Consider the following 13,605-nt stretch of genomic DNA (forward strand, 5'->3'; position numbering starts at 1 on the left):
GCCATGGACACCACGATGCTGATCCCGATGTTGGAACGGCTGGGCTGGACCAGCCTGCAGACGGTGCTGCTGGTGGCCCTGGTGTACGGCCTGTGCCGTGCGCTGCCGTCGCTGTCGGCGGCCACCCGCTGCCGCCTGTGGTGGCTGGTTTCGCTGCAGGCCGTGCTCGGCCTGTTCTGGAGCCAGCCGTTGCAGCTGGCCTGGCTGCCGGCCCCCCAGGCCGTGGCGGTGACCGCTACCGAAGTGGCTACCGAGACGCTTCACCCGCTGGCCCCGGAGGCTTCGGCGCAGCTGCTGGCCGCGATGCCGATGCCTGCGGCGGACGTGCCGGCGGTTGCGTGGTGGGCGGTCGCACTGGCCGCGCTGTGGCTGTCCGGCGTGCTGCTGATGGCCCTGCGCACCTTCGGTGAGTGGCGCCGCTGCCGCGCACTGCTGGCTGCGGCGTATCCCTGCGAGGACGAGGCGCTGGTACAGGCCCTGCAGCTGGCCTCCGATGCGCACGGCGTGCGCCCCGCACCGCGGCTGTGGATGAGCACGCAGGTGGACTCGCCGCAGCTGGTCGGGCCGTTCCGCCCGGTGCTGCTGCTGCCCGCGGGTGACAACGCGCTGCAGGGCGACGCGCTGGACCTGGCACTGACCCACGAACTGCAGCACCTGCAGCGTCGTGACCTGCAGTGGGGGCTGCTGCCCGCACTGGCCCAGCACCTGTTCTTCTTCCACCCGTTGCTGCGCCTGTCGGTGCGCGAATACGCCCAGGCCCGCGAGGAAGCAGTGGATGCGGCCGTGGTCGGCCAGCACGGCGCCAGCCGCCAGGCCTATGGCCGGCTGTTGCTGCAGCTGGGCGTGGCACCGCAGCCGCATCTGGGCGTGGCCAGTGCCGCACCGAGCACCACCAGCCTCAAGCGTCGCCTGCTTTCGCTGCAGTCGCACCGGTCCTGCCCGCGCCTGCTGGCGATGGCGTTGACCGCCGTCGTGGTGGTGGTGGGCGTGGCGCCGATGCGCCTGGTTGCAGCCCCGGTGCCGCCGGCACCGCCTGCGCCGCCGGCCGCACCGAAGGTTGCTGTGCCGCGGCCGCCGAAGGCCCCGGAAGCGCCGCCGGCACCGCCTGCATCAGTGGTACCTGCTGCACCGGTTGCCCCGGTGCCCCCCGCCGAGCCGACCGATGCGGAGGCGACGTCGGGCCCTGACGACGCGGATGTGGCGGTCGATGTCGATGCCGATGTGGATGTCGACACCGGCATGGACGCTGGCCACACGACCTCGCGCATGTCGTCCATCACCACCTACGGCCGCCTGGATCTGGGCCAGTCCCCGTCGCAGGCGTTCGTGCTGGTGGATGGTGATTCGACCTTCGCCAACGGCGGCATCGACGATGTGACGCTTGCACGCAAACAGCTCGGCAAGGGCCCGGCGCTGTGGTTCCGCCAGGGTGACAAGCGCTACATCGTGCGCGACCCGATGCTGATCCAGTCGCTGCAGCGCGCCTATGCCGGTGCGGCGGACCTCGGTCGCCAGCAGAGCGAACTGGGCCGCCAGCAGAGTGCGCTGGGCCGCCAGCAGAGCAACCTCGGCAAGCAGATGGGCGAGATGGGGCGTCTGCAGGGTGAAGAGGCGCGTCGCATGGCACTGGCCGCAGCGGAGGCCGCGCGCAGTGCGATGGCTGCGCATGACATCAACCGCGAAGCGGCGGCGGAAGCGGCGAAGGCGGCACGGGGCGCAACCAATGATGCGGCCGTTGCACGTGAGGCCGCACGCGAGGCGGCCGCCGAGGCGCGTCGTGCGATGCAGGAAGTGGACAACGAAACCGCGCGTGCCAGCCGCACCCGCGAGATGAGTCGTCTGGCCAGCCAGCAGTCTGAACTGGCCGGCCGCCAGGCCGCGCTGGGCAGCCAGCAGGCCGCGCTGGGCGAACGCCAGGCGCGCGTGCATGCGCAGGCATCGCAGCAGGCACAGCAGGTGATCGCCCGCGCATTGGCCAGTGGCAAGGCCGAGCGCCTCTGAAACGGCGGTAGCGCCGGGCCATGCCCGGCGAGCGCAGCGGCACACCTGATGAGGGAAGGCGCCGGGCATGGCCCGGCGCTACCCAGCGGAACATCAACCGCAGCTGGCGCGCTCGATGCGGTTCTGCGCATCCACCTGCACGGTCACGCGGTCCTGGCGGAAGTCCATGGTCACCGCCATGCCTGGCTTGACCACCCGTGCATTGCGCGCGCCGCTGGCGCTGACCAGCTGCTTCACGGTGGCTTCGTCGGCGGTCTTGCCGGTGAAGGCTTCAAGCTTGTCGGGCTGGCACTCATGCGGGCCATCGGCCGCCGGTGGCGGCGTGGTCTCATGCGCGGTACTGCTGCCGGCATGGCTGCAGGCGGCCAAGGGCAGAATGGCGAGCAGGACCAGGGGATTGAGGCGCATCGTCGGGCTCCAGGCGTGGATGGTGGCGGCAGTGTCACCGCTGCCACCGTCAGGCCGTGTCAACGCCTATTGCCCGACCAGCGCCAGTGTCTCGCGCTCGCGCTGTTCCTCGTGCACCAGCCTCTGCAGCAGCAGGGCCAGGGTCACCACGTCCTGCTGATTGTGGTCGGCCACCCGGCGCAGGTTCACCGCGTCCCCGCCGCGCAGGAAGCGCAGCCATGCGCCGGGCGCCTCGGAGCCCGGCAGGTCGTCCTCGCGTACCACGCGCAGCAGCTGGCGCTCGATGGTGGACAGCTTGCAGTTCTCCCAGCTGCCGCGATAACGGCGGCGGGTGGGGTAGAGCAGGTCGACATGGTCCAGCGCGCTGATCGGGTCGCGTTGCCGGGCCAGCCGGTACCGCGCCTTCAGCAGTGGGGCGTCATAGCTGCGGCCGTTGTAGCTGCAGAACACGGTGGAGGGCTGCAGCCAGCTGGCGAAGGTGGCCAGCATCGCGTCCTCGGCGGCCATCGTCGACATCAGCAGCTGGCGGATGCGCAGGCCTTCGCCGCGTCGTGGGCAGACATGCCAGTCGGCGGCGCCGATCATGAAGGCGCGGGTGCCGGTGCCGCCGGCCAGGCCGGTGGTTTCGGTATCGAAGAACAGCAGGTCGCGCGCGGCCACGTGCTGGCCTTCGCGACGGGCGAAATCCAGCGACAGGGGCTGCGCCGGAATCGTCTGCGGCTGCAGCGATTCGATCAGGAACAGACCCGGTGCGATTTCTTCGCCGGGTAGTTGCCGATCCTGTGCACTGGCATGCACCGGTGCAGGACCGCCGCGTGTGCGCAGGCCAAGCAGGCGATGCAGGCTGCCCACCTCCGGCCGACGCAGCGTTGCCGGTGCCGGTGCGGCGGCCGCAGTACCGGTCGGCTTGTGGCGGATTTCCTGTTCGACCCAGGCGAACACCGAACGCTCGGCCGGTGGTTGCCGTGCATCGTTGGCAGCCACGGGTGCGGGGGGCGCAGGCGCTGCATCCGGCGTCGTCGGCGTGGCCGCCTTCGGGTCGCCGGCCTGCTTCCGCAGCAGGCGCAGCTTGTCCAGGCTCAGGCTCACGGTGCCAGCAGCTCCATCGGATCGCGCACGGTCACCACCACGTCGGGCACATGCTGGCAGGCATCGGCATCGAACAGGTCGAGCACGCGAAGTGCCAGTGCGCGCGGTGAGGTCTCATCCTCTTCCTGCGCGGCCAGGACTGGGCCGACACAGGCCGGGCAGCCGGCCTTGCAGTCGCAGCGCTGCACCAGTTCGCGCGCGCGCTGCACCAGCTCGGTCTGGCGCTGCCATAGCGGTTCGCTGAGGCCAACGCCGCCGGGGAAATTGTCGTACAGGTAGACAGTGGGCACGAATTCCTGCAGCAGCTCCACTGCACCCGGGTCACCATTGCTGCCGCGCAGCTGGCCACGGCCACTCTGGTCGGCAATCGCGAACCAGGCGCCATCGCCGTTGCCGACCGACTTCTGCAGGTCGCGCGCGTCGGCCATCACCGCCACGGTGGCGACGATGTGCAGCGCATAGGCGGCGCCGAGGAAGCCATCCAGCGCATCCTGCTTGCTGGCGAAGGCGCGCAGCAGCAGTGCCTGCGGCAGCTGCCACCACACCGCGGTGGTGTGCAGTTCCTGGTCGGGCAGGTTGACCGGCCCGTAGCCGATGTTCTCGTGGGTGTAATAGCGGATCTTCTTGTAGCCTGCCACGCGGCGCACCACGTGCACTTCGCCGTGGTGCGAATCGCCACGGCCGGCCACGCCTCCATCGAAGCGGTCCAGCACCTTGAGTTTGGTGAAGTCGATGCTGTCGGTGTAGTAGTCCACGTGGGTGCGGGTGACGTAGGCCTTGCGGCCATCCCAGTCCAGCGTTTCCACCTGGTACGGGGTGGACTGCACCATGTGGATGGCGCCTTCGTACAGGGTGAGCGCGGCGGCGGAGTAATCCACTTCGGCGATGATCTGCTGGCGGCCATCGCTGCGGTCGACCACCACGAAGTTGCCATCGGCCACCGCGCGCAGGCTGACCGCGTTGGCCGGGTAACTGTCGGCGATCCATTCCCAGCGTTCGCCTTCGCGGTGGATCACCTCGGTTTCGGCCAGCGCTTCCAGGAACACTTCGGGGTCGATCGGGCCGAAGCCATCGCCTACCCGGAACGGCAGCTCGAACGCCGCGCAACGGATATGGTCGAACAGGATCAGTGGCTGGTCCGGGGCGATGCGCGCATGTTCGGGCGAGGCCTCGGCGAAGAAGTCCGGATGCCGCACCACGTACTGGTCCAACGGCTGCGAACTGGCCACCATCACGCCGAGCGCGGGCTGCTGGCGGCGACCGGCACGGCCGAAGCGCTGCCAGGTGGCGGCCACGCTGCCGGGGTAGCCGTTGAGGATCACCACGTCCAGGCTGCCGATGTCCACGCCCAGCTCCAGCGCCGAGGTGCTGACGATGCCGTCGATGTTGCCGGCGCGCATCGCGCGCTCGGTCTCGCGGCGCTCGGTGGGCAGGTAGCCGCCGCGGTAGGCGCGGATGCGTGGCGGTTTGCGCGGGTCGTGGTCGAAGATGTCCTTCAGGTACTTGGTCAGGACCTCGACCATCAGCCGGGTCTGTGCGAACACCAGCGTCTTCAGCCCGGACTTGATCGCGATGCGCGCGATGCGGTTGCTCTGCGAACGCGCCGAGGCGCGCAGGCCCAGGTCCGGGTTGATCACCGGCGGGTTCCACAGCAGCACCTGCTTGGGCCCGCTGGGTGCGCCGGATTCGGTGATGGCAGTCACCGGCGCCTCGATCAGCGCTTCGGCATGCGCCTGCGGGTTGCCGATGGTGGCCGAGCACAGGATGAACTGCGGTTGCACGCCGTAGAACGCGCAGATGCGCTTGAGCCGGCGCAGCACGTTGGTGACGTGGCTGCCGAACACGCCGCGGTAGGTATGCACTTCGTCGATGACGATGTAGCGCAGGTTCTCGAAGAACTGCGCCCACTTGGTGTGATGCGGCAGGATGGCCTGGTGCAGCATGTCCGGGTTGGAGACCACGATGTCGCCATGCAGGCGGATCGCCTGCCGCGCATCGCCAGGGGTGTCGCCATCGAAGGTGAAGGCCTTCACCCCGAGGTCGCCGGCGCGGTTGAGTTCCAGCAGTTCGGCCACCTGGTCCTGGGCCAGCGCCTTGGTCGGGAACAGGTACAGCGCCTTGGCCTTGTCCTGCATGGCCGCGCTGACCACCGGCAGGGTGTAGCACAGCGACTTGCCGCTGGCGGTGGGGGTGACGATGGCCACGTGTTCGCCGCGCTGGCTGGCCTCCCACGCTTCGGCCTGGTGGCTGTAGAGCTGCTCGATGCCACGGGCCTTCAGGGCGGCGGCCAGGGCCGGCGGCACCGACCCGGGAAGGGGCGCGTAGCGGCCTTCCCGGCCCGGAATGGCAAAGCTGCCGGTGATGCGGTCCTGGTAGCGGCGCTGCAGCCGCGCACTGAGCAGGGCGCCATCGCGGGCGGGCAGGCCGTCGCGGGTGGCGAGCTTCTGCTCGGCGTCGGCGGTGCGCTTGGCGAGTTCGTAGGCCATGGAAGATGGAGCCAGTACGGATTGCGAGGGGTCACATGGCACCACATCCACGTCTCAGGATGTGAGACAACGGCTTGGGATGCAGTGAACCGTTCAGAGCCCCTGGCGTCGAAGCTGCTCCATGGGCTGAACAGTCGCCGCAGTGGCAACGAAATCTGAAGCCCGCATCCGTATCCTTGTTCACTGGACGCAACCAACAGGGTGGATGGCTGTGGCACGACGTGGAACGCAGGGAGCACTGCTGGCCAGCCTGTTGCTGGCGGGCATCGCGCAGGCGCAGCAGGCAGCGCCGGTAGCGGTGCCCGTGCCTGCCGCCGTTGCGGATGCTCCGGCGGCAACCACCGCGCCGGTTTCCACCACCCTGCCGCAGGACAACGTCACCACCCTTGGCGAAGTGCGCGCACTCAAGCCGGAAGACGAGCCGCTGGACCTGTACCGCTTCAAGAACCCGGTGAAGTTCGGCGACAACCGCTTCAGCCGCGACTGGAGTGAACCACCGTCGCCGGAACAGGTCAGCATGGGCGGCGGCTACATCATGATGGGCGTGGTCAAGGGCGTGATGGCAGCCGCAAAGGGCGTGAACAAGCTTACCGGTGGACCGGCGCAGATCCAGGCTGCGGTGGCGCGGCCACCGCCGGAACTCAGTGCCGAACAGCAGCAGCGTGCGCTGCGGTTCTCCGAGGAGCAGGGTGCCGCCGACCCATCGCCGGTGAAGTAGGCCGGTATATCCTGCCGGCATCCCCATCGGTGCCATCGCCATGTCCCTGCGTTCCTTCTGCCTGGTGGCTGCGTTGCTGCCGGCCTCCGCCTTCGCTTCAGGCATCGCCGATGGCGGCGCCTGCCGCAACGGCGCGTTCCCCTCCGAACAGAGCCGGTTTGCACTGGCGCGGGTGGTCGACGCACCGCGCCTGTACCTGCTCGGCGACATGGACGGCTGCCCGGGCAAGGGCGAGCCGGCCTGCCGCCAGCGCAGCTATGTGGTCAACGGCGATACGGTGGTGATCGGACGCGACCTGGGCGGTTATCGCTGTGCATTCTTCCCGAACAAGGTGGGCGGCAGCGCCGGTTGGGTGGACCGCAGCAAGCTGCAGCCGTTGCCTGCGGTCGTGCCATCCCTGCAGGACTGGGCAGGCCATTGGAAGGATGGCGACAATGGCCTGCGCATCTCGGTGCAGGGTGGGCAGCTGCATGTGGACGGCGACGCTTATTGGCCCTCTGCCAACCCGACGCCGGAACAGCGTCCGTATGGCCCCAACATGGGCCAGGTGGAAGCGCGCGCGACGCCGCGTGGTGCTGATGTGGAGTTCGCCGAAGACACCTGCAGGGTGCGCGTGCATTCGCTGGGCGAGGTGCTGATCGTGGCCGACAACAGCGAGTGCGGTGGCATGAACGTGCGCTTCAATGGTGTGTACCGGCGCGCGGGAAAACGTTGAAGGGCACATGAGGGACCAGTAGATCCACGCCATGCGTGGATGCTCTTTGCGATCCAATCGGCTGGGGTCAGAGCCCTTTCGCGGGCGAAAGGGATCCGACCCCGGCGCCGTCAGTAGATCCACGCCATGCGTGGATGCGGTTCGCGATCCAATTGGTGGGGTCAGAGCCCTTTCGCCCCCGAAAGGGATCCGACCCCGAAGTCACCGCCGCCGTTCCAGCCACCACAGCAGCGCGGCGCACAGCACGAAGGCCAGCCACCACGGCCAGCGCGAGCCGGCAACCGGCTGCGTGGCCTGCGCATTCGCGGGCATGCTGCGGGCCAGCGCCCGCGTGGTTGCATCGATCATCGCCTGCCGATGCAGTGCCGCGGCGTCCTTCGGGGCGAATACATAGCGCCAGACGATACTGTTCCCATGCTGCAGGCGCTGCCAACCTGCGCCACGTGGCCACCAGCCGGCACAACGCAGCGCCGATGTCGCACCATCGACGATCAGCGGCACGCTGTCGCCATGCTGGTTGAGTGCCTGCAGCGGCGCCTGCACGCCACACAGTGCCTGCCGCTCGCCGGCCCAGGCAATCGCTTGTGGTGACCACAGCGCATCACCGCTGCCCTGCGCACGTGCCAGCGTGGCAACCACCCCGCTCCACAGTTCGCCGTGGCGGTCATCGCGGCCGGCCAGCACCCAGCGCCAGCTGTCGGTGATTGGCAGCAGGCCGATGCGCCCCTTGCCGGCCGCACGCCAACCGCCGACGGCCTTGCCATCAAGACCATGCAGCAGTGCGTTGCTGCCCGGTGCCTGCAATGCCAGTGCTTCCAGCGAAGGCAGCGCAGCGCTGTGCGAGCTGCGGTCGGCCTCTTCGCCGTAGCCGGTTGGCAGTGTGCCGGCGGCAAGCGGGCCACGGCGCGCGACGAGAATCGCGCTGTCACCGTCGCCGGGAAGTTCGAGGGTGCGGCTGCTGCCATCGCCCTGCACGGGCAGGCCAAGATCATGCAGGCGCTGGCGCGCGCTGGCCGAAGGTGCCCCCGCACTGCGTACCAGTACACCCAGACCGTCGCGCAGCGCCTGGCGCACGGCGGCCAGCTGGCCTGCACTCAGGGCCGCCAGGCCGCGTTCGTCCAGCAGCAGCAGGTCGCTGCGCGCCAGCGTTGCAGCATCGAGCGAAACCACGCCATCGCCCACGCTGAGCCCTGCACCGGTATCGGCCTGCACCTGCACGCGCAGGCCGGCGTCAGCGGCCCAGCGCCGCAGGTACTTCAGTTCCGGGCCGGGTGCGCTGGCACGCACCAACAGGCGCAAGGGCGCTGCCGGCAGGGTCTGCTGCGGCACCGGTACGGTATCCACCACATGGCCTTCGGTGTCGAGCAGGCGCAGCCGGAATATGCTGCGGCCTTCGGCGCGGGCGATGCCGGTGAGCTGGACGCGGCCGTCTTCGGCAACGTCCGCGCGATCGACCACGGTGTCGGCCGGGTCCAGCAGCTCGGCCTTCGCCTTTGCCGCGCCACGCGACTGCGCCTGTACCTCGAAGCGTCCGCCGGGAGCAACGTCGGCCGGTGGCTGCAGCGCGACCCAGCCGCGCGGTGCGGGTGCTGCCTGCCAGCGCACGTCGCCTGGCAACGCCGCGTCGCGATCGCGTGCGACCAGGCCGGCGCCAACGAGGGTGAGCGTGGAGGCGGGGTGTTGGCGCAGCCCGGTGGCCAGGTCGGGGATACGCTGTCCACCAGGTACATCGCCCGCTTCCGGCAACAGCAGCAGCGGACCTTCGCTGGCCGGCGGTGCGCCTGCCTTGCCGGCCTCGGCGCCGAGCACGACCAGGCCGGCGGCGGGTTGCTGATGGGGAGGTGGTACCAGGCAGAAATACAGCAACGTGGCAGCGACGATCTGCAGCGCGAAGACGAGCCAGCGGCGGCCTGGGTGCGTTGTGCTTCCACGCAACTGGCGCACGCTGGCAATGACCACGACCAGGGCAAGTGCCAGCGCAATCCACAGGCTCGAACCGGAGGCGTTCATGGCTGCGCCTCCAGCGCGTCGAGATACCGTTGCCCCATCGCATCGGCTGCACTGCGCCGCATCACCTGCGGCAACGGACGCTGCAGGGCACGCCACAGCTGCGCACGCAGGCGCTGGCGGCAGTCGCGGCAGCCGGGCTCGATGCGCAGCTGCTCGATGGCGGCAGCCAGGTCCAGCGCATCGGGCAGGTAGGTAGCGTTGCGTTGCTGCCAGCTGGCGAGCGCATCGAGATCGGGTGTGCCGATGTCATCGCCTAGACGCTGCCAGGCTTCGACAATGGCCGGGTCCGGCGGCGTGCGTGCGGCCAGCGGCAGTTCGCGGCTGGCCAGCCCGGCGCGATCACCGCCCAGCCGGCGGCTTTCATCGATCGGTGGCAGTTCCGGGCCAACCCGTGCCAGGTAGATGCGCTCGGCCTGCTGCACCTGCTTGATGAAGCCCAGCGCCTTGTAGGCGAATGGCAGCGCCTGCTCCGGGCGGCCCTGGCGCAGCTCGCCTTCAGCCGACCACATCTGGTCCAGCGCGGCCTTCAGCGTGGCACGCGTCTGCGGGTCGAGCAGGGTGGCCGCCTCAGCGTGGTCATGGGTGTGTCCGTACTCGGAAAGCACGTCGGTCGCGCTGCCGAACACTGGCGGGGTACCTGCGCTGGCTGTACCGCCATGATCATGGCCATGGTCGTCGTGCGCATCGGCCTGCGCGCCATGGTCGTGCTCGTGATCGTCGTCGTGGCCATCTGCGGTCGGCGTATCGCTGGTGGGCAGGTCGCTGGTCGGCGGCGGCTTCGGTGCGCCTTCGCTTTCCTCGCCCAGGAACTGGCCGTAGCGCAGGCGCAGGATGCGCTGGTCGACACCGATCGCATCGCTGCGCTTGATGAAGTCATCAGCGGCGAGACCGCGCCGCTGCCGGATCAACGCCTCGGCATCGATGATGATCTGTCGCTGGCTGCGGAAGTAGGCCGGCAGTGTCTTCTTGATACGGCCTTCCAGCTCGGCACCCAGCGCCACCTCGGCACTGGGCAGGCGCAGGATCACACTGCTGCTGCGTCCGGCCTGCGGTGTGGGCGCGTGGTTGTCGCGCACTTCCAGCTGGGCGATCACATCGTTGCCAGGCTGCGCACCCAGCGCGGCGAGGTCGAGCGTATGCGCGAAGCGTCGTGCGGTCGGCTCGCCACTGCCGGTGAGGCTGACGCTGCGACGGACAAAGGTGATGTTCTCACCGCTGCCTTGGGTGGTGGTGATCGACAGCGTTGCCTGTGCGGCCACGCCGTAGTCGTCGCTGGCCTCGAAGCGCAGCGACCATTGGCGCTGTCCGGGCGTGGCAAGCACCAGGCTGGCCGCCGGTTCCAGCACGCGTACGGAGGGTGCACGGTCGGCCACCACGTCCAGCCGATGCAGGCGGGTCTCAGCCAGTGCTGGTTCGCTCACCACGCGATACAGCACCGGCGCGCGTGCCACATCCTGCGCCTGCCATTGGCCGTCCTGCTCGTTCAGCGGCAGGCGTCGGCCATCGTGGAACTGCAGCCACGCCTTGTCCGGTGCACGGTCGAAGCGCAACGACCACGACAGGCGGCTGTCGGCGGCAACCTTGGCATCCAGCGCATTCTGGGTGAGCGTGGCCCGGCCGGTATAGGCCGGTGCGTCGATGCGCAGGCGGGTGGACTGCAGGTGCAGTGGGCCCGCGGGTGTGGTGCCGCCATGCGGTGTGGGTTCAACGGTGGCGGGGCCGCTGTTCGAGCGCGGCCAGCCGAATGCCAGCAGTGCGATGGTCAGGCCCGCAATCCAGCACAGGGCCAGCGCCGCGCGCGGCCAGCGCGGTCGCAGCTCCGGCATGTGGCGCTCCAGCGCGGCCAGCACGTGCGTGCGTTGGCGCTGCTGCAGCGGATTGAGCGTGGCGGTCCCGGCGAACAGCAGGTCCGCGCTGTCCTCGCTGGTGCCGCTGGCATCAAGTTGCCGCTGCAGCCACCGACGGTCGAGCTGCCGGGCACGCGCCGTCGCAACGGTGGCGCAGGCGAGTACGGCGAGCGTGCCGACCACGCAGGCCAGATCGAAGCCGGACAGGCGCAGCGCCAGCGCGGTGGCGGCCAGCGCCAACGGCAGGCCAAGCAGCAGGGTGATCAGGGCGCGTCGGCGTCGCGCGCGCTGCCAGGCACGTTGCAACGCGTTCATGCTGCCACCCTGCGCCGGGTGCTGCTGGCCATCCAGCGTTCGACGGCGAACAGCAGCACGATGGCCAGCAACAGCCATGCGGTCGGCTCACGCAGCGGCGGCGTTGCGGCCGGCAGGGCGGTCTGGCGGGGCGCGTGGTCTGTTGCATCCCCCACGCGTGGGGGCGATGGCGGTTGCAGTGCCAGCAGCAGCGAGCGTGGCAGGTGCGCGTCGCGCAACGCGGCATGGGTAGTGATGTCCCAGTCACCGGGCAGTGACAGCAAGCGTCCGTGGCCGACGCGCTGCTGCCAGAGCAGCGGCGCGCCATCGGCGCTGCGCAGCAGCACACTGGCCTCGGTGGCAGGTTTTGCAGCGCTCAGTACGCTGCCGCCATCGCGCAGCCAACCCTGCCAGTGCGGCGGCAGTGCGTCGCTGCGGCTCCAGACACCGATCTCGCCGCGTTCGGGCAAGGCATCGGCCGTCAACGGTGCCGGGGGTGCCTGCGCGCCCCAGGCCCGCTGCAGTGCGCCGATCCAGCGCTGCACCCCGGCGGGCGCATCGGCGTGCATGCGCAGCCGTGGCGGCGTCGTGGCGGCCTGTGTGGCTGGGGCCGCGACGGCATGCGGGTGCCACTGCACATCGCGCGACAGCTGCAGGCGTGCGCCGTCCAGGCCGGGCAGCGGATCGGGCATGTGCACGGTCAGCGCGGTACCGGCCGGCAGCTGGGCATCCAGTTCGCGCAGCAGGCTGGGCAGGGAGGCATTGGAGGCCAGCGGTGCCTGGTCGATGGAGGGGAAGCCGGTGGCCAGCCAATGCCAGTTGCCATCGTCGACGGTGCCGCGCAGTGCGGCGGCATCCAGGCCCGGGGCCACCACGGTCCATGCAGCGGGGACCGGCGCAGGGCCCGTCAGCGCCGGCCGCGCCAGCAACAGCGCCAGCGCGGCCAACAACAGCAGGCGCACCAGCAGCAGCGGCCAGTCATCGAAGCGGATGCGCTGGCGCGGCCGGATCTGCGCGCGCAGCCAGCGCAGCGCGGCGAAATCCAGCGGCGTATACGGATGGCGGCGGGCGAGGTGGATCAACAACGGCAGCAGCCATGCGGCGAGCGCGGCCAGGCCCAGCGGGAACAACAGGTTCATGCGCCGCCCCCACGGCCGAACAGCGCCTGCAGCGGCTGGTCCAGTGGCTGGTCGAGCCAACCGGTGGCGCTTGCGATGCCACTGGCCTGCAGGCGCGCCTGCAGCGCGCTGCGTGCATCGGCGAAGCGCTGCAGGTAGTCGGTGCGGATCGCCGCGCCATCGCCCAGCAGTTCTTCGCCGGTCTCCGGGTCGCGGAAGCGGTGGCCGGCGTCGAAGGGGAAATCGCGTTCGTCAGCGGTCAGGATCTGCAGCAGTGCCACTTCGCGGCGGGCGCTCGCCAGTTGTTCCAGCAGCACGATGCCGGCCTCATCGAAGCCATCGCCGATCGCCAGCAGCAGGTCGCCTGGACGCACCCGTTCCCATAGCGGCCGCAGGCGATCAGGCGCGGGCCAGCCACCGCGTGCCTGCAACGCCTGCAACTGCAGATACACACGGTCGCGCTGGCGCGCGCCGTTCGCCGCAGGCACCAGTTGCAGGCCATCGCCATTGATTGTCAGCAGGCCAAAGCGGTCGCCTTGTTGCAGGGCCAGTTCAACCAGGCATGCGGCCACGCCACGCATGTGGTCCAGTCGCGTGCGCTGCGGTGCCGCGCGATCAGCCTGGCCGGCCGAGGCGGTGGCATCGAGCAGCAGCCAGACCGTGATCGGGCTTTCGCGTTCGGATTCGCGCACGAAGAAACGGTCCGAGCGTGCGTACAGCTTCCAGTCGATCTGGCGCAGTTCGTCACCCGGCTCGTAGGCACGGTACTGCGCGAATTCCAGGCCGGCACCGCGGCTGCGGCTGGCGTGCTGGCCGATGCCGTTTGCCCCGCTGGCCACGCGCGGCCGCAACCGCAGCAGGCGCAGGCGCGCACGCAGTTCCGGCGGCAGGGTCAACGGCGTACCTGCGTTCACGCGTG

Annotated in this window: 10 protein-coding genes; 3 read left to right on the plus strand and 7 right to left on the minus strand. The window is 69.8% G+C overall.

What is annotated here, in order from left to right; all coding sequences use genetic code 11:
* Positions 1-3 precede the first annotated feature (3 nt).
* Positions 4-2,001 (plus strand): M56 family metallopeptidase, encoded by a 1,998-nt coding sequence (locus QP552_RS00365; protein ID WP_286074647.1) that lies wholly within the window; start codon positions 4-6, stop codon positions 1,999-2,001.
* A gap of 93 nt (positions 2,002-2,094) precedes the next feature.
* On the opposite strand, the gene QP552_RS00370 is transcribed toward QP552_RS00365, so the two are convergent.
* From QP552_RS00370 to QP552_RS00380, 3 genes are all read right to left on the minus strand, one after another.
* Complete coding sequence (locus QP552_RS00370; RefSeq protein WP_111113227.1) at positions 2,095-2,409, minus strand: I78 family peptidase inhibitor; 315 nt, start codon at positions 2,407-2,409, stop codon at positions 2,095-2,097.
* 66 nt (positions 2,410-2,475) lie between these two features.
* A complete protein-coding gene (locus QP552_RS00375) occupies positions 2,476-3,498 on the minus strand; it encodes a ribonuclease H-like domain-containing protein (RefSeq protein ID WP_111113228.1) in 1,023 nt (340 codons plus the stop codon).
* Positions 3,495-5,984: a DEAD/DEAH box helicase gene (locus tag QP552_RS00380; protein WP_111113229.1), complete on the minus strand. Its 2,490-nt coding sequence runs from the start codon at positions 5,982-5,984 to the stop codon at positions 3,495-3,497. Before QP552_RS00380 ends, QP552_RS00375 begins: the two co-directional genes overlap by 4 nt.
* A gap of 205 nt (positions 5,985-6,189) precedes the next feature.
* On the opposite strand from QP552_RS00380, the gene QP552_RS00385 reads away from it, so the two are divergent.
* Complete coding sequence (locus QP552_RS00385; protein ID WP_286074648.1) at positions 6,190-6,702, plus strand: hypothetical protein; 513 nt, start codon at positions 6,190-6,192, stop codon at positions 6,700-6,702.
* A 40-nt stretch (positions 6,703-6,742) separates the two neighbouring features.
* On the plus strand, positions 6,743-7,417 hold the full coding sequence (locus tag QP552_RS00390; RefSeq protein WP_286074649.1) for a hypothetical protein: 675 nt from the start codon (positions 6,743-6,745) through the stop codon (positions 7,415-7,417).
* Positions 7,418-7,618: 201 nt separating this feature from the next.
* Here the strand turns inward: QP552_RS00390 and QP552_RS00395 are convergent, their stop codons facing one another.
* From QP552_RS00395 to QP552_RS00410, 4 genes are read right to left on the minus strand one after another with little or no spacing between them, the layout of a single operon-like run.
* Positions 7,619-9,427, minus strand: a complete 1,809-nt coding sequence (locus tag QP552_RS00395) for a hypothetical protein (RefSeq protein ID WP_286074650.1) — start codon at positions 9,425-9,427, stop codon at positions 7,619-7,621.
* The gene (locus tag QP552_RS00400; protein WP_286074651.1) at positions 9,424-11,589 is read right to left on the minus strand and encodes a hypothetical protein; all 2,166 of its coding nucleotides are present in this window, start codon (positions 11,587-11,589) and stop codon (positions 9,424-9,426) included. Before QP552_RS00400 ends, QP552_RS00395 begins: the two co-directional genes overlap by 4 nt.
* On the minus strand, positions 11,586-12,707 hold the full coding sequence (locus QP552_RS00405; protein WP_286074652.1) for a BatA domain-containing protein: 1,122 nt from the start codon (positions 12,705-12,707) through the stop codon (positions 11,586-11,588). Before QP552_RS00405 ends, QP552_RS00400 begins: the two co-directional genes overlap by 4 nt.
* Positions 12,704-13,600 (minus strand): DUF58 domain-containing protein, encoded by an 897-nt coding sequence (locus QP552_RS00410; protein ID WP_286074653.1) that lies wholly within the window; start codon positions 13,598-13,600, stop codon positions 12,704-12,706. Before QP552_RS00410 ends, QP552_RS00405 begins: the two co-directional genes overlap by 4 nt.
* Between the last annotated feature and the right edge of the window lie 5 nt (positions 13,601-13,605).

Origin of the sequence: Stenotrophomonas sp. 59, from assembly GCF_030291095.1 — a bacterium.
Classification (GTDB): Bacteria; Pseudomonadota; Gammaproteobacteria; order Xanthomonadales; family Xanthomonadaceae; genus Stenotrophomonas; species Stenotrophomonas maltophilia_Q.

What these genes read in the sequence shown, in the direction of transcription:
- QP552_RS00395 (WP_286074650.1), bottom strand. Translation starts at nt 9,427, where the DNA reads ATGAACGCCTCCGGTTCGAGCCTGTGGATTGCGCTGGCACTTGCCCTG.
- QP552_RS00380 (WP_111113229.1), bottom strand. Translation starts at nt 5,984, where the DNA reads ATGGCCTACGAACTCGCCAAGCGCACCGCCGACGCCGAGCAGAAGCTC.
- QP552_RS00400 (WP_286074651.1), bottom strand. Translation starts at nt 11,589, where the DNA reads ATGAACGCGTTGCAACGTGCCTGGCAGCGCGCGCGACGCCGACGCGCC.
- QP552_RS00405 (WP_286074652.1), bottom strand. Translation starts at nt 12,707, where the DNA reads ATGAACCTGTTGTTCCCGCTGGGCCTGGCCGCGCTCGCCGCATGGCTG.
- QP552_RS00390 (WP_286074649.1), top strand. Translation starts at nt 6,743, where the DNA reads ATGTCCCTGCGTTCCTTCTGCCTGGTGGCTGCGTTGCTGCCGGCCTCC.
- QP552_RS00365 (WP_286074647.1), top strand. Translation starts at nt 4, where the DNA reads ATGGACACCACGATGCTGATCCCGATGTTGGAACGGCTGGGCTGGACC.
- QP552_RS00385 (WP_286074648.1), top strand. Translation starts at nt 6,190, where the DNA reads ATGGCTGTGGCACGACGTGGAACGCAGGGAGCACTGCTGGCCAGCCTG.
- QP552_RS00370 (WP_111113227.1), bottom strand. Translation starts at nt 2,409, where the DNA reads ATGCGCCTCAATCCCCTGGTCCTGCTCGCCATTCTGCCCTTGGCCGCC.